At 65.0% G+C, this 20,896-nt stretch carries 23 protein-coding genes; 12 read left to right on the top strand and 11 right to left on the bottom strand.

Going from position 1 to position 20,896, the window contains the following annotated elements; genetic code table 11:
- Positions 1-2: 2 nt before the first annotated feature.
- Positions 3-845, bottom strand: coding sequence for an SCO6745 family protein (locus tag ACWEQQ_RS08625; RefSeq protein WP_452347790.1), 843 nt, complete (start codon positions 843-845; stop codon positions 3-5).
- 250 nt (positions 846-1,095) lie between these two features.
- Here ACWEQQ_RS08625 and ACWEQQ_RS08620 point away from each other — a divergent pair, with 250 nt between their 5' ends.
- From ACWEQQ_RS08620 to ACWEQQ_RS08600, 5 genes are all read left to right on the top strand, one after another.
- On the top strand, positions 1,096-2,610 hold the full coding sequence (locus tag ACWEQQ_RS08620; RefSeq protein WP_452347789.1) for an APC family permease: 1,515 nt from the start codon (positions 1,096-1,098) through the stop codon (positions 2,608-2,610).
- A gap of 13 nt (positions 2,611-2,623) precedes the next feature.
- Positions 2,624-4,012 carry a purine-cytosine permease family protein gene (locus ACWEQQ_RS08615; RefSeq protein ID WP_452347788.1) on the top strand — a complete coding sequence of 463 codons (1,389 nt, stop codon included), beginning with the start codon at positions 2,624-2,626 and terminating at the stop codon, positions 4,010-4,012.
- A 5-nt stretch (positions 4,013-4,017) separates the two neighbouring features.
- The gene (locus ACWEQQ_RS08610; RefSeq protein ID WP_354851255.1) at positions 4,018-4,467 is read left to right on the top strand and encodes a nucleoside deaminase; all 450 of its coding nucleotides are present in this window, start codon (positions 4,018-4,020) and stop codon (positions 4,465-4,467) included.
- Positions 4,464-5,423, top strand: a complete 960-nt coding sequence (locus tag ACWEQQ_RS08605; RefSeq protein ID WP_452347787.1) for an isopenicillin N synthase family dioxygenase — start codon at positions 4,464-4,466, stop codon at positions 5,421-5,423. Before ACWEQQ_RS08610 ends, ACWEQQ_RS08605 begins: the two co-directional genes overlap by 4 nt.
- Before the next feature lie 130 nt (positions 5,424-5,553).
- The gene (locus ACWEQQ_RS08600) at positions 5,554-6,231 is read left to right on the top strand and encodes an NADPH-dependent F420 reductase (RefSeq protein ID WP_452347786.1); all 678 of its coding nucleotides are present in this window, start codon (positions 5,554-5,556) and stop codon (positions 6,229-6,231) included.
- A 77-nt stretch (positions 6,232-6,308) separates the two neighbouring features.
- On the opposite strand, the gene ACWEQQ_RS08595 is transcribed toward ACWEQQ_RS08600, so the two are convergent.
- Both ACWEQQ_RS08595 and ACWEQQ_RS08590 read right to left on the bottom strand, forming a co-directional pair.
- A complete protein-coding gene (locus ACWEQQ_RS08595) occupies positions 6,309-6,671 on the bottom strand; it encodes a DUF4189 domain-containing protein (protein WP_452344472.1) in 363 nt (120 codons plus the stop codon).
- Positions 6,672-7,212: 541 nt separating this feature from the next.
- Positions 7,213-7,611, bottom strand: a complete 399-nt coding sequence (locus ACWEQQ_RS08590) for a PPOX class F420-dependent oxidoreductase (RefSeq protein ID WP_452344471.1) — start codon at positions 7,609-7,611, stop codon at positions 7,213-7,215.
- A 595-nt stretch (positions 7,612-8,206) separates the two neighbouring features.
- On the opposite strand from ACWEQQ_RS08590, the gene ACWEQQ_RS08585 reads away from it, so the two are divergent.
- Positions 8,207-8,410: a DUF5988 family protein gene (locus ACWEQQ_RS08585; RefSeq protein ID WP_452344469.1), complete on the top strand. Its 204-nt coding sequence runs from the start codon at positions 8,207-8,209 to the stop codon at positions 8,408-8,410.
- A 215-nt stretch (positions 8,411-8,625) separates the two neighbouring features.
- On the opposite strand, the gene ACWEQQ_RS08580 is transcribed toward ACWEQQ_RS08585, so the two are convergent.
- Positions 8,626-9,312, bottom strand: coding sequence for a TetR/AcrR family transcriptional regulator (locus tag ACWEQQ_RS08580; protein WP_452347785.1), 687 nt, complete (start codon positions 9,310-9,312; stop codon positions 8,626-8,628).
- Between the two features lie 35 nt (positions 9,313-9,347).
- Between ACWEQQ_RS08580 and ACWEQQ_RS08575 the strand changes: the two genes are divergently transcribed.
- On the top strand, positions 9,348-10,721 hold the full coding sequence (locus ACWEQQ_RS08575) for an FAD-dependent monooxygenase (RefSeq protein ID WP_452347784.1): 1,374 nt from the start codon (positions 9,348-9,350) through the stop codon (positions 10,719-10,721).
- Between the two features lie 221 nt (positions 10,722-10,942).
- Here ACWEQQ_RS08575 and ACWEQQ_RS08570 read toward each other — a convergent pair whose 3' ends face one another.
- The gene (locus ACWEQQ_RS08570) at positions 10,943-11,818 is read right to left on the bottom strand and encodes an NmrA/HSCARG family protein (protein WP_452347783.1); all 876 of its coding nucleotides are present in this window, start codon (positions 11,816-11,818) and stop codon (positions 10,943-10,945) included.
- Positions 11,819-11,923: 105 nt separating this feature from the next.
- Between ACWEQQ_RS08570 and ACWEQQ_RS08565 the strand changes: the two genes are divergently transcribed.
- From ACWEQQ_RS08565 to ACWEQQ_RS08555, 3 genes are all read left to right on the top strand, one after another.
- On the top strand, positions 11,924-12,502 hold the full coding sequence (locus tag ACWEQQ_RS08565) for a TetR/AcrR family transcriptional regulator (RefSeq protein ID WP_452347782.1): 579 nt from the start codon (positions 11,924-11,926) through the stop codon (positions 12,500-12,502).
- A gap of 316 nt (positions 12,503-12,818) precedes the next feature.
- Positions 12,819-13,361, top strand: coding sequence for a DUF7691 family protein (locus ACWEQQ_RS08560; RefSeq protein WP_452347781.1), 543 nt, complete (start codon positions 12,819-12,821; stop codon positions 13,359-13,361).
- A gap of 123 nt (positions 13,362-13,484) precedes the next feature.
- Entirely contained in the window at positions 13,485-14,144 is a 660-nt protein-coding gene (locus tag ACWEQQ_RS08555) for a GNAT family N-acetyltransferase (RefSeq protein WP_452347780.1), read from the top strand.
- Between the two features lie 91 nt (positions 14,145-14,235).
- Here ACWEQQ_RS08555 and ACWEQQ_RS08550 read toward each other — a convergent pair whose 3' ends face one another.
- The gene (locus ACWEQQ_RS08550) at positions 14,236-14,574 is read right to left on the bottom strand and encodes a hypothetical protein (protein ID WP_452347779.1); all 339 of its coding nucleotides are present in this window, start codon (positions 14,572-14,574) and stop codon (positions 14,236-14,238) included.
- 228 nt (positions 14,575-14,802) lie between these two features.
- On the bottom strand, positions 14,803-15,312 hold the full coding sequence (locus tag ACWEQQ_RS08545) for a hypothetical protein (protein WP_452347778.1): 510 nt from the start codon (positions 15,310-15,312) through the stop codon (positions 14,803-14,805).
- 264 nt (positions 15,313-15,576) lie between these two features.
- On the opposite strand from ACWEQQ_RS08545, the gene ACWEQQ_RS08540 reads away from it, so the two are divergent.
- Positions 15,577-16,008, top strand: a complete 432-nt coding sequence (locus ACWEQQ_RS08540) for a pyridoxamine 5'-phosphate oxidase family protein (protein WP_452347777.1) — start codon at positions 15,577-15,579, stop codon at positions 16,006-16,008.
- A gap of 125 nt (positions 16,009-16,133) precedes the next feature.
- Here ACWEQQ_RS08540 and ACWEQQ_RS08535 read toward each other — a convergent pair whose 3' ends face one another.
- The 3 genes from ACWEQQ_RS08535 to ACWEQQ_RS08525 all read right to left on the bottom strand — a co-directional run bounded on the left by ACWEQQ_RS08535 (position 16,134) and on the right by ACWEQQ_RS08525 (position 18,317).
- Positions 16,134-16,601, bottom strand: coding sequence for a hypothetical protein (locus tag ACWEQQ_RS08535; RefSeq protein ID WP_452347776.1), 468 nt, complete (start codon positions 16,599-16,601; stop codon positions 16,134-16,136).
- A 625-nt stretch (positions 16,602-17,226) separates the two neighbouring features.
- On the bottom strand, positions 17,227-18,201 hold the full coding sequence (locus ACWEQQ_RS08530; RefSeq protein ID WP_452347775.1) for a MaoC family dehydratase: 975 nt from the start codon (positions 18,199-18,201) through the stop codon (positions 17,227-17,229).
- An 11-nt stretch (positions 18,202-18,212) separates the two neighbouring features.
- Complete coding sequence (locus tag ACWEQQ_RS08525; protein ID WP_452347774.1) at positions 18,213-18,317, bottom strand: zinc-binding dehydrogenase; 105 nt, start codon at positions 18,315-18,317, stop codon at positions 18,213-18,215.
- 622 nt (positions 18,318-18,939) lie between these two features.
- Here ACWEQQ_RS08525 and ACWEQQ_RS08520 point away from each other — a divergent pair.
- Positions 18,940-19,608 (top strand): hypothetical protein, encoded by a 669-nt coding sequence (locus ACWEQQ_RS08520; RefSeq protein ID WP_452347773.1) that lies wholly within the window; start codon positions 18,940-18,942, stop codon positions 19,606-19,608.
- Positions 19,609-19,747: 139 nt separating this feature from the next.
- Here ACWEQQ_RS08520 and ACWEQQ_RS08515 read toward each other — a convergent pair whose 3' ends face one another.
- Complete coding sequence (locus tag ACWEQQ_RS08515) at positions 19,748-20,704, bottom strand: hypothetical protein (protein WP_452347772.1); 957 nt, start codon at positions 20,702-20,704, stop codon at positions 19,748-19,750.
- Positions 20,705-20,896 lie beyond the last annotated feature (192 nt).

Below are 20,896 nucleotides of genomic sequence, written 5' to 3'. Positions count from 1 at the left end.
CCTCAGGCGGGGTCGGCGCCCATCGGGTTCGGGTAGGGGACCTCGCCGCTGCGGACCACGGCGCGGGCGGCCGGCGTGAGGGCGGACAGCATTTCGAGGATGCCCGGGACGCCGCGGTAGGCGGTCATGGCCAGGGCATCGGTGCGGGCCTCGACGTGTGCGCGCAGGGCGCGCCCGGCCTCGGTGATGCCCTCGGCGTTGAGCACGCCGCGGTCGGTGAGCCGCTCTCGCGCTGCCTTCCAATCGGTTTCGCTCCAGCCGCGATTGTCGCGCCACAGCTGCGCGGGGGTGCCGGTGGACGCCGAGAACAGTACGTGCGCCTCGCAGCCGTCGATGCCCTCGCTCAGCAGGCATGCCACGTGGCCGTCGCCGCGGTGTTCGCGCAGCGCCGTGACCGCCTGCCAGAGGGCGTGGACGGGGTCGTCCGGGGTGGGCAGGTCGCGATTGGCGGCGAAGAGCGGGCGGCCCGCCGCCGGCGCGGTGGCGATGGCCTGCTGCAGGCGCGGGACGGCGCGGGCGGCGATGTCGGTGATATCGGGCACGACGGCGCGCAGGACCGCGGCCGCGGCGATGGTGCGGGTGGCGATGATCGCGTCCGGTGCGGTGAAACCCCAGGCATCCGGAATGGCCCGCCGGACCATGGCCGGATGGAAGTTGTAGAAGGTCGCCTCCACGACCGACGGTCCGACCGCGCCGAGCGGGGCGGAGCGCGACGCGAAGTAGCCCATCCAGAAGCCGCGCAGGCCAACGGCTTTGTTGGCGGCGATGCAGTCGGCTGCGAAATAGGTGACGGCGTGCAAGGGCTCCAGCACGCGCCACACCTCGCGGGCGAGGTCGTTGTCCATGTACCAACCCTAGTGGCTGAATTCAGCTAACTGAAGCCAGATTGGTGACGCGATCCGCTGCGGTGAGCGAATCGACATGGCTGTGCGCCATACGAACCGTAAAGCACCGGACCGGGTTTCCGGCTGACTGTAAGAATAGTGATCTGAGTCACTCCTTTGGTTTCTGCCGGTAACTCCGATTCATATCCAGGCAACATTCCAGCCCGAACATTCCTCGCAGGTCAGTCGACCAAGATTGAGGAGCTTCACCATGGAATCGAGTGCACCAACCGTACTTTCCGGGGGATCGGACACATCCGCAGCGGGAGTGTCGCGGCTCAAACCCAATGTGGTCGGTCTGCTCGGCGTGGTGTTCATGGCCGTCGCGACGGCCGCGCCCATCACCGCCATGACCGGCAATGTGCCGTTCATGATGTCGGCCGGCAGCGGAATCGGCACGCCCGCGGCGTTTTTGATCGCCATGGTGGTGCTGGCCATCTTCACCGTCGGCTACACCACCATGGCCAAGCACATCACCACCACCGGTGCGTTCTACGGCTTCATCTCCTACGGACTGGGCCGCACCGCTGGCCTGTCGGCCGGGCTGCTGGCCACCTTCGCCTACATGGTGTTCGAGCCGTCGCTGATCGGCATCTTCTCCAGCTTCGCGCACAACACCGTCTCCGATCAGGTGGGCGTGAACATTCCGTGGTGGGTGTTCGCCATCCTGATGCTGGTGATCAACGGCCTGGGTACCTGGTTCGGCGTCGCCGTGGCCGAGCGGCTGCTCATCGTGCTGCTGGTCACCGAGGTGACCGTGCTGACGGTCATGGGCCTGTCGGTACTGCTGCACGGCGGCGGGCCGGACGGGTTGTCGCTGGCCCCGATCAATCCGGTCAACGCCTTCCACGGTGCGTCCGCGGGCCTGGGACTGTTCTTCGCCTTCTGGTCGTGGGTCGGATTCGAATCCACCGCCATCTACGGTGAGGAATCCAAGAATCCGAAGCGAATCATCCCGCGCGCCACCATGATCGCCGTCCTCGGTGTCGGCGTGTTCTACCTGTTCATCTCCTGGATGACCATCTCCGGCAACGGGCAGGGCAGGGCCATGGAACTGGCCGCCTCCGACAATCCGATGAATCTCTTCTTCGCACCCACCGAACGCTATGTCGGGCACTGGGCCGTGGACACCATGCAGTGGCTCATGGTCACCGGTTCGCTGGCCTGCGGCATGGCCTTCCACAACTGCGCCTCCCGCTACCTCTACGCGCTCGGCCGCGAGGACGTGATTCCGGCCTTGCAGCGGACGATCGGAAAGACCCACCCGCAGAACGGATCCCCGTACATCGCCGGTCTGGTGCAGACCGTCTTCTCGGCCGTGCTGGTGCTGGCCTTCGGCCTCGCGGGCAAGGACCCCTATGCGAGCCTCTACACGCTGATGGCGGTGCTCGGCACCATGGCGATCCTGATCGTGCAGGCCGTGTGCTCCTTCGCGGTCATCGCCTACTTCCGCAACCACCACCCCGAAACCCGGCACTGGTTCCGGACTCTGGTGGCCCCGCTGGTGGGCGGCGTGGCCATGATCGGCGTGGTGCTGCTGCTGGTCCTCAATATGGACACCGCGGCCGGAAGCGAGGCCGGGTCGCTGATTCTGAAGGCGACGCCGTACCTGGTGGCCGCGGTGGCCATCGTCGGTATCGGCTACGCCCTGTACCTCAAGCGCACCGATCCCGGCCGCTACGCGCTGCTGGGCCGGACCGTGCTGGAAGAGTCCCACGAGCGCTGAGAGGCGGAAAGCCATGACCGACACCGAGATCCGTCCTGCGTACGGCGACCGCGTGATAGCCGTCGAGCCCGGCGGCGACGACTACATCCCCGAGGAAGCCCGGCACGGTACGCCGCGAAAACTGTTCTGGACGTGGATGTCTCCGAACATGGAGTTCGCCACCGTCTTCGTGGGCGTGCTCGCCGTCACCGCGTACGGCATGAACTTCTGGCAGGCGAGCCTGGGCATCGTCGTGGGTACCGGGCTGGGCGCGGCAGCCCACTACCTGCTGTCGGCGCGCGGGCCCCTGCACGGTGTCCCGCAAATGGTGCTGGGGCGCTTGGCCTTCGGCTATCGCGGCAACACCCTGCCCGCCGCGTTCATGTCGGTCATGTGCGGGGTCGGCTGGTTTGCCACCAACTCGGTCAGCGGCGCGTTCGCGCTGAATTCCCTGACCGGCATGCCGAAACTGACCGCGCTGCTGGTGATCGTGGTGGTGCAGACCGCCTTCGCCTTCTTCGGCCACAACCTGGTGCAGGCGGTGGAACGCATCGCCTTCCCACTGCTGGCCATCGTGTTCGCGATTGTCACCGTGGTGATCTTCAGCAAGGCCTCGCTGGGCGCGCCCGCACCGGCCGGGGGCGTGGGCGGCATGGGCGGCTTCCTGCTCACCGTCGGCACCGCCTTCGGTTACGGCGCGGGCTGGAATCCCTACGCGGCCGACTACTCCCGCTATCTGCCCGCGACGGTGTCACGGGCCGCGACCGGTGCGTACGCCTCGGCGGGCCTGTTCATCTCCTGTGTCTGGCTGGAGGTGGTCGGTGCGGCCTCGGCGACCGTGGCGAGCACCGCGCAGGGCAGCCCCACCGATGTGTTCACCGCCAACCTGCCCAAGCTGCTGGCGGACCTGACCCTGCTGGCCATCGCGGTGGGCGCGGTGGCCGCCAATGCGCTCAATGTCTACTCGGGCGCAATGGCTTTCGTGACCATGGGCTTCACGTTCTCGGTGCGCACGCAGCGGGCGCTGGTGTCGGCGGCCTTCGGCGTGATCGGGTTCCTGGTCGCCTGGTGGGCGCTGCCGGACGCGGCGGCCAGCTACGAGGGCTTCCTGCTCATCGTCGCGTATTGGATCGGGCCGTGGCTGGGTGTGGTGTTCGCCGACGAGTACCTGCGTCGCGGTCAGCGCATCGACCATCTGCTCTACGACCGCGCCCACCGCAACTGGGCCGGCGTGGCGGCGTTCCTGGCCGGGCTGGTGGTGTCGGTGCTGCTGTTCTCCAATCAGGAGAAGTTCGTCGGCTTCGTCGCCAAGGCGGTGCCGCAGCTTGGCGACATCACCTTCTTCGTCGGCTTCGTGCTCTCCGGCGCGGCCTATCTGATCGTGAACCGGTCCCGGATCGCTCGCGCCGCGGTGGCAGCATGATCGGCATGATCAACGCACAGGATCTGCTGGTCACCGCCTATGACGAGGCGCAACTCGGGCTGCGGGAAGGCGGGATACCGATCGGGGCGGCCCTGTTCGACAGCGCCGGCAACCTGCTCGGCCGCGGCCACAACCGCCGCGTCCAGAACGACGATCCCAGCGTGCACGCCGAGACCGACGCCTTCCGCAATGCCGGCCGCCGCCGCGACTACCGCGACACCATCATGGTCACCACCCTGTCCCCGTGCTGGTACTGCAGCGGCCTGGTCCGCCAGTTCGGCATCGGCGCGGTCATCGTGGGGGAATCGCGCACCTTCACCGGCGGCCACGACTGGCTTGCCGCACACGGGGTTTCCATCACCGTGCTCGACGACCCGGCCTGCGTGGACATGATGACCCGCTTCATCGCGGAACGGCCCGAACTCTGGAACGAGGACATAGGAGTGGCGGAATGACCCCCATAGCGACCGTCGACCTGGACCGCTGGCGCGAAGGCGGCGAGACCGCGGCCACGGTGCTGCGCGAGGTGGACGCGGGCATGCAGCGCGCCGGATTCCTCCTGGTGCGCGGACACGGTGTGCCGCACGGGCTTCCGGCCGACCTGCGGGCGGCGGCCCGGCGCTTCTTCGCACTCCCGACCGAGGTGAAACAGCGGTATGCCGTCTCCGTCGGCGGGCGCGGCTGGATCGGTCCGGGCCTCGAGGCCAACGGCTACGCCGAGGGCACCGAGACCCCGCCGGACCTCAAGGAGACCTTCGCGATCGGCGCGGACACCCGCACCGGCGACGCCCTGATCGACACCGTGTGGTTCCTCGACAATGTGTGGCCCGAGGAGGTGGGCGAGCTGCGCGAGCTGTTCCTCGCCTACACCGCGGCCATGCGCACCCTCTCCGACGAACTGCTCGCGCTCTTCGCCGCCGCACTCGACCTGCCGCACAACCCCTTCGAGGGCCTGGCGAGCCGTCCGACCTGGACCTGCAATATCAACCGGTACCCGCCGCTGGCCGAGGTCGGCCCGCCCGAACCCGGCCAGTTCCGCATCGGTCCGCACACCGACTTCGGCACCGTCACCGTCCTCGACCGCGAACCCGGCGCGGGCGGATTGCAGGTCTACACCGAGGGAGGCGGCTGGGCAGACGCGCCCTACGACCCGTCCGCCCTGACCGTGAACATCGGTGACCTGCTGGCCTACTGGAGCGGCCAGCGCTGGCCCGCGGGCCGCCACCGCGTACTCCCGCCCCAGGCGTCCGCACCCGACGAGGACCTGGTGTCGCTCATCTACTTCTACGAACTGGACCACGACGCCCGGGTGACGCCCCTCGAGCCGCCCATCGGCCGGGTCTCCGGCCTGGCGCCGGTCGTCTCCGCCGAGTTCCTGCGCACCCGCCTCGACGCCATCACCCTCGGCTGAGACCACCCGGCGAGCTCCCACGGCCGTCGCGTGCCGGCGGCCGTGGGTGCGACCTGGGGACCCGCCCACCGGGTGACCGCCGGCGGATCTCGCGGGAACATTGCCCGCCGCGACCGCGTTACCAGCGGGCATGACGACGCTCGGATTGATCGGAAGCGGAAATATCGGCGGCACCCTGGCCCGGCTGGCCGTGGCCGCGGGAATCGATGTGGTGCTGAGCAATTCACGAGGGCCGGAGAGCCTGGCGGAGCTGGTGGCCGAACTGGGGGAGCGGGCCCGTGCCGCGACCCCGGCCGAGGCGGCCGCCGCGGGAGACATCGTGGTGGTGACGGTACCGCTCAAGGCATATCAGCAGATACCGGCCGATCCGCTGGTCGGCAAGGTGGTCATCGACACCAATAACTACTATCCCGGCCGCGACGGCGAATTCGCCGACCTGGACGCGGGTGTGGCCACCAGTTCCGAACTGCTGCAACGGCATCTGCCGCGCTCACGGGTCGTGAAGGCGTTCAACAACATCCTGTTCAAGCATCTGGCCGTGCTGGCCCGCCCCGCCGGGGCGGCAGATCGCACCGCGCTGCCCATCGCCGGTGACGATACCGCGGCGAAAACCGCTGCGGCGGAACTGATCAGCAGGCTCGGCTACGACACCGTCGATATCGGCTCGCTCGCCGACAGCTGGCGCACGCAACCCGAAACCCCCGTCTACGGCACGCCCTACGCCGTCGCCGCGCCGTTCTGGGAGAACGAGGCGGCCCCCGCCGATGCGGAGACGGTGCGCAAGGCGGTCGAAGCCGCCGAACGCTGAAGCTCCTGAAAGGGGCTCCAGCGCAAGGACTCCAGGGTCGGCCGACCATGTCAGGGCGGTCGTCCGGCCCCGGTGGGTCAGTCGTTGCAGATGGCCGTGCGCACCAGGTAGGAGTCGGAGTACCACTTGGCGGAGTTCTCGGCGTCGGCCGGCGTCGCGCCGTAGCCGCCGGTGTACTTGTTCATCGAATCCGAGAAGGCCACCGCGCCGCAGCCGGTGAAGGTGGTGACGGTCGAGCAGCTCGCCTTGGCGCACTTGTCGATGGCGGCCTGGCTCGCCGAGTCCTCGGTGTCGTAGTTCCAGGACCAGCCCAGGTCGCCGTAGTCGGACACCGCGATCGCGCCCCACGAGCCGGAGGCAGCCTGGGCCGGGGCCGCGGGCAGCACCGCGGCGGCGGTGGCGAAGGCGAGGCCGGACAGGGCGAACAGAGTCTTGCGCATGTTGTTCCTTGCGTTGATCGAACTGGCGCGCGCATCCCGGGGTGGGGTGCGCGCGCCGCTGTCGAGTCAAGATCGGCGGGCTTCGAAGACGCGTTAACCGGCAAGTGGTTGGGGCACAGCGTGTCCGGGGTCGAGCGGACGGCGGAAGCAGGGGTTTCTTCACCAGCAAGTCCGATGCCCGAACGGAGCCCCTTGCGGAGGACCCCTCCTGAGCGGGTTAATTGGTGTTCGAGCATTCCGCCCCCGCCGGGTCGACTTGTCCAGCGGTCCGAGCGCGATCGAGTGCACTCGGCGAGGTCGTCCGGTACCACTACAGCGGAGGTTGCCATGACCAAGAAATCGAGTGCACTGACAACAGCCCTAGCGATTGCATCCATCATCACTGCCGGTGCGGGCGTATCCACAGCCGAACCGGCAGCTGCCCCCGTAGCGGAGCAACGGTCCGAAGCCATGGCCGGCTATTCCGCTCTGCCCTGCTTACCCTGGATCCTTCCGCCCGCCGTCAACGTCGGAGCGTTCTTGATCTGTCTTGTGTGATGTCCTACTCGGCGCGGCGACTGATGAAGTCGAAGGATCCGCCGTCGATGCCCCAGGAGATGATCCGTTCGGGGTGAATGCGGATGACCGCACGTTCCTGGGGTTGGAACGGCGGCTCCTCGTCATCGAGCGCCTCGGCCGTGCCGCGTACCTCGATGCCGCGAATCACGTATGGGTCCAAGGAAACCTGTTGGTCGATGACGAACGACACCCGGCTGCCCGCCTCGACATTGCGAAACTTTCGACTGGCACGCATCCGCATGCCCCCGATGTCGATCGTGCCGTCGGCGTTCACCCGATAGCTGGTCGGGTTGTTCTGCACAACGCCGTCGGGCGACACCGTCGCCAGCCGACCGATCCCGGCCTCCGCGAGGAACTGCTGTTCGTTGATGGTGAAGGTCATGTCATTACTCCTCGGTGAATTCGATATCAGGTGTGCTCCGGCGATCAGCCGGAAGTTGTCGGGTGCGGGAAGCGCAAGTTGTCGCCTGCCCGTCCCGCGCGTCTTGCGACGGCGGTTCATCGGGACCGCGACATCGCGGGGATGGCTACCTGCTCTGAGATCAGAACAGAATCAGCGCGGCGCACAGTCCGGCAATGGCGATGAACAGGTGATCATGAGCATTTCGGCTTCCTCTTCCTGATGTCTAGCAGAGCTAGAAACTGGAGCAACGGTAACATTCGTCGCAGCGACTTGTCTAGCGTTGCTAGATTTTAGATCGCTACCGCGGGATCGCGCTCGAATCAGCAAGCTGCACATGCCCGTTCCGCGGACGCTGTCGCCCGGCAAGCCGGTCACCGAACGCTGGCAGATCGCCGGCCTGCAACCCTCGCCTTGACGCCGGTGGCTTGACCTGCCTCCCAGTGATGCCACAGCCGCCCGGGACATCCTCTTCTGTCGAATGGAGGATGTGCATCGGCAGTATTCCGTTGCCCCACTTTTGCCGTTAACTGATCGATAGAATGCCGCTGAGCTGGTCAATCAACGAAAGGAGCGCATGATGTCGGCGAAGTGTTTCATCGAAGGCGGACCAGATGACATGCCCACGCGAATCGTCCCGATCACGCCGCCCGGTTTCGAGGTGAAGATCGAGCGTCGTGCCGGCTACGAACATTACAAAAGCACCCCAAGGTTCGCCGAGACCGCCGAGGGGCGGCTGCCTGTGTACGAGTGGTTCGAGCGAACCGAGATTGCGGAGTAGATATAACCGGCGCGACCGTTTGCTCACCCAAGGCGTGAGCAAACGTCCGGTCGTGCCTGCATACCGCACTGACCGAACCCGTCAGCGCGTTGCATCGGAAAATCAACGGGCAGAGCGTCGTACGACCGCCGGCCAGTGCGCGCTCATGGCGAATGCAGTGTGTCGCGTAGGTGTGGTTCCCCGTTCGGGCGGGATCGGCCTCGGTGCATTCGTGATCACTCGGCCGTCTGCTGAGAGTCCGCGATCCCGATGAGGATGCGGCGTAAGCCGTACGAGAACTGTTCGGCCGGGCTCAGATCGGCGGATTCGGTCATGCGCGAAACCCGGGGATATGCGCCGCTTTCGATGATCTTGCGCATGTAGGGGGCGACGGCGGCGCGCCACTCATCCTCGGTCTGACCGGTGCGCCGCTGGGTTTCTTTCTCGGCGAGCTCGCGTATGACCGCGCCGCGCACGTAGTCCCTGATCAGCCCGACGGCCGAGGCCGCGTCGGCGATGTCGGAGGTCAGTGAGGCGGCTGCGGTGAGGGCGTGTTCCAGGCCGTGCAGCCAGTTGGGGCCGAGCGATGGCCGCGTGGCCAGAAGCGGGGCGAGCCACGGGTGCCGTAGCCACAGCTCGCGCTCATGGTGGGCGTACGCCTCGAGGTCGGCGCGCCAGTCTCCCGTCAGCGGCACGTGGTCGCCCTGTACCGCATCGGCCATGAGGTCGAGCAGGTCGTCGCGGCTGTCCACGTAGCGGTAGAGCGAGGTCGTGCCGGTCGACAGCTCGGTGGCGACGCGGCGCATCGACAGCGCGTCGAGCCCCTCGGCGTCGGCGATGGCGACGGACGCGTCCACGATGCGCTCGACGCTCAGGGCCTGCCTTTTCGACCGGTACGGCTCACGTTCCCAGATAAGCGACATGGACAGGAGTCTACAGACCTGGATACAGTGTTCCCATGAACGGGAACACTGTGCCCACTGATGTTTTGATCGCCGGCGGCGGATCCGTCGGGCTGATGCTCGCGGTGCTGTTGCGCCACCACGGCGTCAAGCCCCTTGTCGTCGAGGAGAAGCCGGAGCTGTCGCCCCACCCCAGGGCCACCGGCATCGGGTCGCGGTCGGTGGAGATCCTGCGCGAAGTCGGCCTGGATCACGCGGTCAACGAGGCTGCGGTCGACTTGCGGGCCGGGAAGATCAGAGGGCACACGCTCGCCGAGGCCGACTTCACCGAAAGCGCTGAGTGGAAGGCGAAAACCGCGGCCGAGCTCACCTACACGCCAGCCCGGATCCGCGGCACCTGCGCACAGAACCGGCTCGACCGCGTACTGGTCACCAGGGCGGGCGACGTGGAGTTCGGCGTGGCGCTCGACTCGTTCGAGCAGGATTCCGGCGGCGTCACGGCGACCCTGTCCGACGGGCGTGTTGTGCGGGCGCGCTATCTGGTGGCCGCCGACGGTGTGCGCAGCCGGGTTCGGGAGGTCCTCGGCATCGGCCTCACCGGTCCCGGTGTGCTCGGTCAGGAGACGACGAGTGTCCTGTTCGATGCTGATCTGCGTCCGCGTAAGCCGTTCGCAATGTGCAATATCGAGCATCCGGACGCGACCGGCCTGCTGGTGACCGTCGACGGCGTACGCGAGTGGGTGTTCCTCACTCGCCTCGACACCGAGCCGACTCCCGACCTCATTCGCACCGCGCTCGGCGACCCGTCGATCGAGGTGGAGATTCGCAGTGTGCTGAGGTTCCGGGGGCGCGGCCAGGTGGCCGATCGGCTCTCCGTCGGGCGGGTCTTCCTGGTGGGCGACGCAGCGCACGCGATCCCCCCACTGGGCGCGTTCGGGTTGAACGCCGGGATCGCAGACGCGCACAATCTGGCGTGGAAGCTCGCGCATGTACTGCTCGGTGACGCCGGACCCGAGCTGCTGGAGACGTATCACGCGGAACGCCATCCGGTGGCCCTCATGACGATGGAGCAGGCGCGGCTGCGGTTCAACGATCCGTCCCTGCACTGGGGAAAGGACATGGCAGAGGCGCGCAAGGCAGCAGGGGCGATCAACGCACCAGTGGTGCACATGGGCTATCGCTACGGCGGCGCGGAGCTCCCCTCCACCGAGGATGTCGCCCTCGACCTCGACGGGTCGCCGGGATCCCGTCTGCCGCACATGTGGGTGGCCGACGGGGTGTCCACGCTGGATCTCGTCGGATCGCAGTGGTGCGTACTCACGGCCGATCCCGACGTGGAGGCCGACGTTCCGGTGCACCTCGTAGACGGCTGGCCCTACGGCACGGTGCTGGTTCGCCCTGACGGTTTCGTGAGCCGTTCGTACGGCTAACGCGCCCTGTGCTGTCGCAGCCCGCGCGGTTCGAACGGCCGGCAGCGTCTCGAAGATCAACGGGCAGAGCGCCATACAGCCGCCGGCAGTGCGCGCTCATGCCGAGTTCAGTGCATTCGATCGCTATCCGTTGTTCCCACAGCGTTGTGCGCGCATGTTAGAGCCTTCGGCCATCGCCTGACAGCGGAAGATCAACCCGATGAGGTCATTTCGGGCTGCGGTCAGGGTCGCGGATCGACCAGTGGTTGGATCAGTTCCGCTCCCCGGCGTTGCAGCCAGTTCCGCATATTCAGCAATCCTGGGTGCAGCGAACGCAGTTCGTCGATGTCGACATAGGGAACGCTGCCGTCCCCGCTGTTGAACAACTCGTAGGCGTGGGCGAACCCTTCGTTGATACTGCGTAGTTCCTCGATCGCGCGTTGGATATAGGGAACTTCCCTGCCGACCACGGCACTGACATGGGCGGCGACCTCGGGAGGCGTCAAGACGTCACCGACCAGCTCCAGCGTCCGGCCTTGATAGTTGTCCGGGTTCCGCAACGCCAGTGCGGTGAAAGCGCCGATGTCATCGAGCGCGATGAACTGCTGGCGTACATGGGGAGCCGCAGCGGTCCGCAGCGCACCGTCGCGAATCCCGACGGTGGCCGACTGCGTGATCAGGTTCTCCATGAACGAACTCGGTCGCAACACTGTGGCCGAGATACCTGACGCGGCGATGTACTGTTCGATCTCCCATTTGGCCGACTGGCCACCGCGATCGGCACCCAGACCCGAGCTGTAAACCAGATGCCGCACTCCATGTTTCACGGCCGCATCGGTGATCGTCTTGCCTGCCTTAACCTCGTCCTGCTCCGGAGACAGCGGTCCGGGGTGCACGCTATATACGCCGTAGGCGCCCTCGACGCAGCGATCAATCGTTGCGAGATCCTCCAACGAGCCCGCCACGACCTCCACGCCTGCATCGGCCAAACGTTGAGCTTCGATGCTGTCGGGACGGCGAGTCAACGCGCGCACTCGCCAGCCGTCAGCGAGCAGCCGGGACGCGACCGCGCCTCCCTGCTGTCCGGTCGCGCCAGTGACGAATACAACCTGGTCCATCGCTGTCCTCCCCAAATCGAAGTCATAAAACCGGAGAACTATCTCCGGTTAGGGAGCATACGGAGAGAGTTCTCCGCTTCGCAAGATCGGAGTTACCATCGACCGATGAGTGGCCAGGCCGAACCGACCAGCAAACCGTTACGCGCGGACGCTCGCCGCAACCGTGACCAGGTATTGGCCGTCGCCCGCGAGATACTGGCGGCCGAGGGCGGCTCCGTGTCTTTCGACGAGATCGCGCGCCGCGCCGGGGTTGGTGTCGGCACCGTGTACCGGCATTTCCCCACTCGCACCGCATTGTTCGAATCGATCGTGGTCGGCCGTGTCCAGGAGTTCACCGAACGAGCACGCACACTGGCCGCCGACGACACCGCGGCAGGCGGGGCATTCGATGGCTATTTCGCCTACCTGGTCGGCGAGATCGCGCACAACCAGGCGCTGTGCGAAGCCCTCGACCACGGCACCAGATCCGCACTCGCGATACCCGACCAGTTATACGACGAGTTCAATCGATCGTTCGAAGACGTTCTCGCACAGGCGAGAAAGGCAGGGACGGTAAGAGCGGACGTCGACGGCACCGACGTGCTCGATCTGCTCATCGGAACCGCGACAGCGGTCCGCCGCGCTCAACCACGCGGCTCCGCGAACCAGCTGATCACACTCGTGCTCGACGGGCTCCATACCTGATAACCGACCACCACGCAGTGTCGGCGGATCGCGCGCTTGCAGCGAGTCCGTTCGAACTTACTGGGCTATTGAGCGATGCCCCGCGCAATCTGATGAACGCACTATTCTGGCCGGGACCCGGCCCTGACACCAGTCTTAAGTAGCCGCATACCGCGCTGACCGAACCGGCCAGCGCGGTACCGCCGGCGACGAGATCGACGGCGGCCCAGAGACATCCGCTCATGCCGATGAGCGTGCGATCGTGAGAATCGGTCTGGTGCGATGTGCAGTGACAATGGCGGGTTGTTGTCGGCTGCCTCGGCTACGCTCACCGCCCGTGAGTCGTTTCATCAATGTGTTCGTGGTGGATGTGGATAGGGTTCTCGCATCCCTGGATTCACAAGACGAGGAGTTGCTCGCGGCGATTGCCGAGGAGAATCGTGCTGATTACGAACTCGAAGCCGAGGAATCAGAGCCGGGTGAGCTTACCGAGCTCGACGCGCTGCGTGAACTGATCATCGGGCCGCAGGGCGAGTGGTGCTACACCCATTGCCAAGCGCTCGAGACGCTGTGCGGGTTCTTGGGCGGCGAACGCGTGCATTGCTTCAGTTACGGCGGTGACCTTCCGGTCCAGATCGATCAGGCTCTGACGAGACTCGGCGTGGATTCGGTCAGTGTCGATGGGTTCCAAGAGTTTTGCCAATGGACGCATGAACAGTGCCAGCGAGCATCAGACGCGTGGAGTGCGTCTTCGCCGGATCACCTCGCATCACTTCATCCGCGCCTTCTTGAATGTGTCGAGCTGTGTATGGGCTGGGCACAGCAGGCCGCAGCAACACCGAGCGCGGGCATCTTCGGCGTCTACTACTGGGGCGGGTGAGCCGGTCCTCCACTCGGTTGCACGAGACGCAACATCCTCATTCTCCCGGCGACCGCGCTGACCGAACCGGCCAGCAGGGGCATCGGAAGATATACTGACACAGCGCCATACGGGCCGCCGGGAGTGCGCGCTCATGCCGATTACAGCGCTTCACGAGGACGGTGGATATCCAGTTGCCGCGCTTGTGATTGGACCACCACTATCGCAGGCATGGACGTGGAATTGTCGCCGGCACTTGAACCGGGCGTCGGACCTCCGCAACGAATCGACTTGGGGGACTTGCTGATCCGTCGCCGGCAGCCGGAGGATCTGATGGCCCGGTTCGAGGCGATCACGACGTCCTTCGAGCATCTCCATTCCTGGATGCACTGGCTGGCCGAACCGACCACCCTGGAGCAGCAACGTGCATTCGGTGAGATCGTCGCACAGGGCTGGCCCACTGCCGATCGTGGTTTCGACTACGGCATCTTCGGTAGTGACGGCACAGTACTCGGCGCGATCGGCGTGCACGACCGTCTCGGCCCCTCGGCGCTCGAGATCGGTTATTGGTGCCACGCCGAGCACACCGGACGCGGTGTGATGACCCGCAGCGCGGACGCGCTGACCCGGATCGCGATAGCGCTGCCAGGGATCGACAGAGTCGAGATCCATTGCGACGCAGCCAATCTGCGCAGCGCAGCTATCGCACACCGGCTCGGCTACCGACTCGACCGGATAGCACCCCGCGAGAAGCGGGCCCCGGCTGAATCCGGTCGCGGGATGTATTGGATCAGGCAGCGGTAATCCTCTACGAGTTCAGCAGGGTCTCCCACGAGCCATCCCACGATCCTCGCGACGACGCACTCTTCTGCCGCGACCCGGGCGATCCGAAGGATCAGTGAAGGTATTCGAAGGCATCCTCACCCGGTCGCCAGCACATCCACGCCCTATCGACAAACCCAGACAGAGTAGCGATCTCAGGGCCGACGAGTTCGTCGTCACTGGGGCGCAGCACGATCGCGCCGTTCGGGAATTCCACGCGCAGCCCCGCCTCGAACGCTTCGGCCGTTGCCACGACGTGCCCAGGGATGAACGCCCGCAGCGCATCCCCGTAACCGATCTGCCCCTCTCGAAGCTGGCCGATTTCTGTATGGATCACGGGGAAGACATCGCAAGTGAGTATCGGCATGTCCGCGGAAGCGTCCGAGTCGAAGCACAGCTGTACGTAGTCCATGACGAACACCACCGAGAACAGGCGACAACCAACCAGGCGGGACAAGAGCCTGTTAGGCACGTAGACCACAGTTCCCCCTTGAGCTCAAACCGATGGCTGTACCGAGTGCACCATAATGCCGCATACCGCGCTGACCGAACCGGCCAGCGCGAGGCATCGGAAGATCAACTGGCGGTGCCGATCCGAGGCTGGCGGAACATCCGCAACTACCGAATTCATCCTGCAGCATTACTGGTCGACGGAATCGACAGCCCTGGCGGCCATAGCGGGCAGGGTTTGGACATCGTTGGCCGCGTACTGAACAAACGCGTCGATCGCCGCCGTAGCTGCTAGATAGCGTCGTTCATGTTCGTCCGCATCGCTCGCGGTCGCCCCGCTTCGCTGGATCCCTCGAATCGCTTCGATCGCTTCCTCTGCCAGTCGATGCAGCCGGGTATCGTCGGACAGCAACTTGACACGGAGCAACTCCGTTTTCAGTGCTGCCTTCTTAGAAAAGGCTTCCGATCTCGTGTTCAGCTCTGCATCGGGATCCTGTCTCAGCCGATGCCACCTCTCGATTTGGTGATGGCGGTACTCGATCGCTGCGGCCGCAAACGCGTTGTATGCATTCAAGCGATCCTGCCGCAAGCGTTCCGAGAAGCTCTGCCGGATCGTCCTTTGAGCTGACGCCCGCTGAAAGTAGTGGGTAACAATGGATCCCAATAACGTCCCAGCGACGGCAATCAACGCGGTAATCACATGATCAACCTATCCGATTCTGCCGGATCTTCTTGTGCTGCTAACGATCTGGAGGAGCGCCACAGCGCCCCGCGGACTCAGATGCGCCTCCGAAGGCCAGGCCTCCACCGAGCCTGAACGTACTCTTCTGCCGCATACCGCGCTGACCGAACCGGCCAGCGCGGCACTTCGGAAGATCAACGGGCTGCATGCATCCCGGGCGGCTGACCAACCGCCGGTAGTGCACGGTAAGGCCGATGACACGACGGGTAGCGTTCTGACTTCATGCGCAGTCTTGAAAGCCCCGAGGTCGGGGAACTGTTGAGCCTGAATGTCGTTGCGCACCTGGCGACGGTCGACGCGGAGGGGTACCCCCACGTCACTCCGATCTGGTTTCTGTGGAGCGATGGAGTGTTCGTCCTGACCAGCTATTCAGGTCGACCGCATCTGGGGCGGATCATGCGAAATCCCAAGGTTGGGTTGGTGATTGACGTGGAGGGCGCATTGCGAACCGACGGCGAGCGGCCGAACAGGCAGGTTCGGGTCATCGGTGATGCGAAGGTTTCCAACGATTCGAATGCGTTTTGGACCCATCGTATCCGAGCCAAATACATCGACGTGTCGACGGCGCCGGGTGCGGTCGGGTGGGTTCCCGACCGTCAGCGGATGTTGATCACCATCACCCCGCGCAAGATCACCGCTGTGGCCAGCGTTTGACCGAACCAACGCGCTGTCATGCCGCATGACGCGCTGACCGAACCGGCTGAGCGTGGTCTTATCAGAACGGCGGGCTCGACACACAGGACAGGGGAACACGTGTCGATGTCGACTTCAGCGCGAAGTTAATCGGAATCGGCAGAGGGCTGCGCCAGCTGACGGGTTGCGCTGATCAGAGCCTCGAGTTCATTCCGGGGGAAGGGACGACCCCATTGGTCCAGGTATCCCTGAAAACCGTAGTGTCGCAGGACGTCGCGGAAGCAGATACACACCGAGGCGGCGAGCGCCCAGACGGTTTGACAGCTGCGCCAGCGTTGGATTCCTGACGAGTCGGGCAGATCGTAGTTGTCCAATTCGAGCAGCCGGATGTCGATCTCATTGCCCTGGCGACGAAACAGCCACCGGTAGACGGTCGGCTCGGCCTCGAACTCGGCGCGGGCCTCGGGAACGCCACGCACGATGTCGGTGACTGCTCGCAGGAGGTATTGCGGTGCACCAGTGACGTAGGAGGCGACCGCGGTTGCCTCCATGTTCTCGTCGGACACACGAACATTCGCCCATCCGAAGTCTTCCAGCTGCCAGTGGATGGACATGCTCATCGTCGGTGCCTCCTAGTTCGAAGATCGGAGACACGCTCCACGAACGCACGATAATGCCGCATACCGCGCTGACCGAACCGGCCAGCGCGGCACCTCGGAAGATCAACGGGCCGCAGGCATTCCGGGCGGCTGACCAACCGCCGACAGCGCACGCTATTGCCGCATACCGCGCTGACCGAACCGGCCAACGTAGCGCGTCGGCGGTCGGAATCTAGTGCGGCACAGAACGTCCGCTACTGCCGATGAGCGTGCGATCGTGAGAATCGGTCTGGTGCGATGTGCAGTTGACGGGACCCCGTGGTTCAGTCCACCGCTTCACCGACCTCGGCGACGGACTCGCCGAACGCCGCTGGCTCGCCGGATACGATCACGCCCGCCAAGCAGCTACCGCGACGACTGTCTTCCTCCACTACGTCGATCTGGACATCCAGAGCGAGGACGACGAAGAAGAGGACGACGACGAAAACGACGAGCGCACATTCATATACGAACCGAATGTGATCATGACTGTATCGGGCGATCCTCTTCCGCTGGACAAATTCGACGTACCGTTGTCCTCAGCAATAGTCGCAAAGTATGGGTCGGCTAACTCACCGGACGGCATGCGTGCGCTCAGCGCTCAGCGCTCAGCGCCTGACGGCGAGCCCTCGGAAGCGTCCATACCTTGTTCAAGTAGCACCGTCGCCTCTCCGCTGAACACTTGCGTTCCATCCTGGTTCACCGTCACGACCTCGAGGTCCGCGACGGTTTGGCCATTCTCGTTCTCGCGTAGCGCTGCGATCTCACCTCTGGCAGTCAGGCTATCCCCGGGCCAGACCTGTGAGGCGATGCGACCACCGAACGACAGGACGCTCGCATGACCGAAGCGATCGGTGATAATACGTCCGGTCATCCCCATTGTGAGCATGCCATGCGCAAATATCCCGGGAAATCCGTGGTCACGGGCGTAGACGTCGTCGCTGTGCAGGGGATGGAAGTCGCCGGACGCACCGGCGTACATCACGAGCTGGGTGCGGGTCAGGTCCTCGACCAGGACCGTGCTCCACGTGTTTCCGACCACGAGTTCTGCTGCGGCAGAATCTTCCGGGCCACTCACGACGCTCGAAGTGCTGGACTGCTCAGGCTTGCCCGCAGGTGTTGGAGCGTCGGGCTTGCGCTCGACCATGGCCGAGACCCAGCGCGCGCTGGCGACGAGCGCACCGTCAGCGTCCCTGTAGTCGGTGAGAGTCTCGCTGAACGTCATTGCGCCGGCGCGACGTCCACTCTTCTCCCACGCCGCGCCGGACCGCGCATCGACTGTCAGTACATCCCCTGCACGCACCGGCCGGTGATAGACGAAGTGCTGCTCCAAGTGGAACCACGCCTGCTGCTCGAGCGTGCGGGGCTGCGACCCGATCCAGGGCACGTGCGGTTGCGGACGCCGCGGACAGGTGGGGTCGAACTGGTCCGCAGCCATCAGGAATGTCGGCGGAGCCACGAGCGCATCGGGCTCGATCGCCGACAAACGACCGACATCCTCGAATTCCGGATCCGTGTCGCCGATCGCCCGCGCGAACTGCATGAGATGCGAACCGTGAACGACGAATTCGAACATGCGACCTGCTTTCAGGCGGAGAGGACGATCTTGCCGAAGAAATCTGACGATTCCATCAGGTGGTGTGCATCTGCGATGCGCTCGAGCGAGAATACCTGGCGCACAGAGGGTGTCACCGCCCCCTACTGGACGAGGCGCAACAGCTCGATGAGCACCTGCCGAACCCGCTGTTCGTTGGGTCGCCACACCGCCGAGTATCGACAGCCCTCGCTAGAAGACCCGTCCGAGATGGAGCTCGGCGAGATGACCTGCGGTGACCCCGGCGCTCACGTATCGGCCGTAGTGCCGGAGCTAGCGGATCGCGTTCGCGAACACGGGCGCGCCAACATGGTCCAGAACCACGTGCACCCCTGCTCCCGGCATCAGTTCCCGTACGCGCGACGACATCATCGCGGTAGTGGTCGATCATCGAGAACGCGCCGAGATCCATTGCACGCGTGTGCTTCTCGGGTCTACCCCCAGCACTGATCCGGGCGGTGCCGGCGTGCCTGAACGTGTTCGATCTGCCGGGTTTCGGCGACCGTGATTCGTAGACGGTGCACTAACCCATCTCGGCAACCGAACCCACATGCATAACACTGCTGAGGAAACGCACGGTAATGCCGCATACCGCGCTGACCGAACCGGCCAGCGCGGGACATCGGAAGATCAACGGGCAGAGCACGGTACGACCGCCGGCAGCGTGCGCTCATGCCGATGAGAGGGTGCCGAACTGATCTGTAGCGCTAGTCTGGGCAGGTGGATGCAGCGCTCGCGAACACCCTGACGCGGGTCGGTCAAGCTTTTTCACCGTATCCGCATCGAGCAGTGCTCGACGGTTGTCCTCATTGCCGGCCTACGACGTTGGTCGACGAGCACGATCTGTTCTCGCTGACCATGAGGCTGGGCACCACGGTTGGTAGCCGCACGGACGTGAAAAGCCTGCTGCCTCTGCTGCTTGAGCGCCTGGTGACCTCCCGTGAGCTCGACCCGTACATCGTTCTGTCCAAGCTGGCGCAAGAGCAGTGGCGCACATGGCCCTCCGTCGAGCAGCAGGCGATTGAGGAGTATCTCGCCACGGTGTGGCGGGCCTTGCTGGCACAGTTCCCCTCACAGACCGGGGCGTTCGTCGATGCGGCCGATTTTCTCGCTGCTGTCGACGAGACCGGCGACGGCGTCGACCCGTTCCTCGCGACCTGGGATACAGTCCTCGGCCCGGCTGCCGATCGGCATCTTGCGCTATTGGTCAACAGCTACATTTACGCTGATCGCCGTCACAAGGTGACGGCTGCTTGGCTGTACCGCAAAACAATACGCAACCGCTTGCTCACAGCATTCGAGCGCGACCACGATGCGGCGTGGGCAGATGACCTTGCCATGGCCTACGACATTTTGTGCCTGCACCTTGCGACGGAACAGCCGGACTGAAATCACTTCGACGTCCGCTCATGCCGCTTACAAGGCCGTTCGGACCGGCCAGGACGCGGCCGGCCAGACGCACCGTAACGCCGATGACCACCAGGACCTGCGGCCTGATGCAAGGGTCGGCGATGTGGTTGCGGGGCAGTTATTCTCCGCTGTGGGCGGCATGTTGGCGCAACTCGTCGAGGATCCGGAACGCCCATTCGCGAGTTGGTTCGTTGCTGCTGGTGGATGCATCAATGAGGACGGAATGCCATGGCGGGGTGGTCAGGAGTGACCAGTAGCCGGTTCGTAGCGACCCCAGGGTTGCCCAGTTCGGTGGTGTCAGGTTCGGGCTACCGTCCAGAAAGCAGGCGAGAACCCATAACCAGCGATATCGAATCAAGGTTGGTGCGAGCACGCCCATGTGCGAGAGGTAGTCGGTGAGAACCTGTTCGGCGTGTTCGTAGTCCCAGATGGTGCCGCCCATGCCGTCACTCCAGACCAGCGTGGACATCAGGTCTCCGGTGTGGTCGATGAGAGCCTCGTCGGCATCTGGTGCCGCTATCGCTTGGTGGATCGGGACGGCACAGGCAACCTTGTACGCGTATTCGCCGTTGAGGTAGTCGCCATCGCAGGCCTTGCGTAGTAGCCACTGTTCGGCTGCGGGATCGTTGAGCTCGCAAATGGTTTCGACGAGATACACGCGACCCCAGCCCGCGGTGCGGTCGGCGAGCCAGATGAGGTTGGTCGTGGCATCGGGAAGCCGCGCGAGAGCCTGGGCGGCCAGGAGTCCGAAGGTGTTGGACAGCAATCCGATCGTCTGGATCAGCGAGACGTCTTCTTCAGTTCCGACGGCGGCGAGTATCGCCATGCCGAGCACTGTGGGGTTCTCGTCGATGCTGGTGCGGGTGAGACGCCGGCCGAGCTCGCGCGCTTGACCAGGGTCCACGCGGCTGATTGCCTCCGCCATCGACGGCCAGAGGGCAATCTGGATGTCGTACTCGATGATCTCGCGGCAGAGCCGTTCGATGTCGCGGTGTTCCCTTGGTACGCTGAAGTATTCATCGATCAGGCGGCTCGTACGGGTGCCCCGGTGATCGGCCCTGTCGTCACTTCCCACGCGAATGTTTCGTCGTTCGGCGTCCGGATACGGTCTGCCTTCATGAGGCAGTGGAATGCCAGGATATCTCCGCGCAAGAGCAAGAGCATGGTTGTAGAAGGAGGTCCGGGGGCTGGGCTGGGCCGAGCCGGTGATCGCGCTCACCGCGCGGTGGAGAACTCGATTCTTCCGATCATGAGAGCCGATAGTGAC

The organism is Nocardia sp. NPDC004123 (assembly GCF_053603795.1).
The sequence above is the reverse complement of the archived record's forward strand: the minus strand, read 5'-3'. Positions and strand labels throughout refer to the sequence as shown.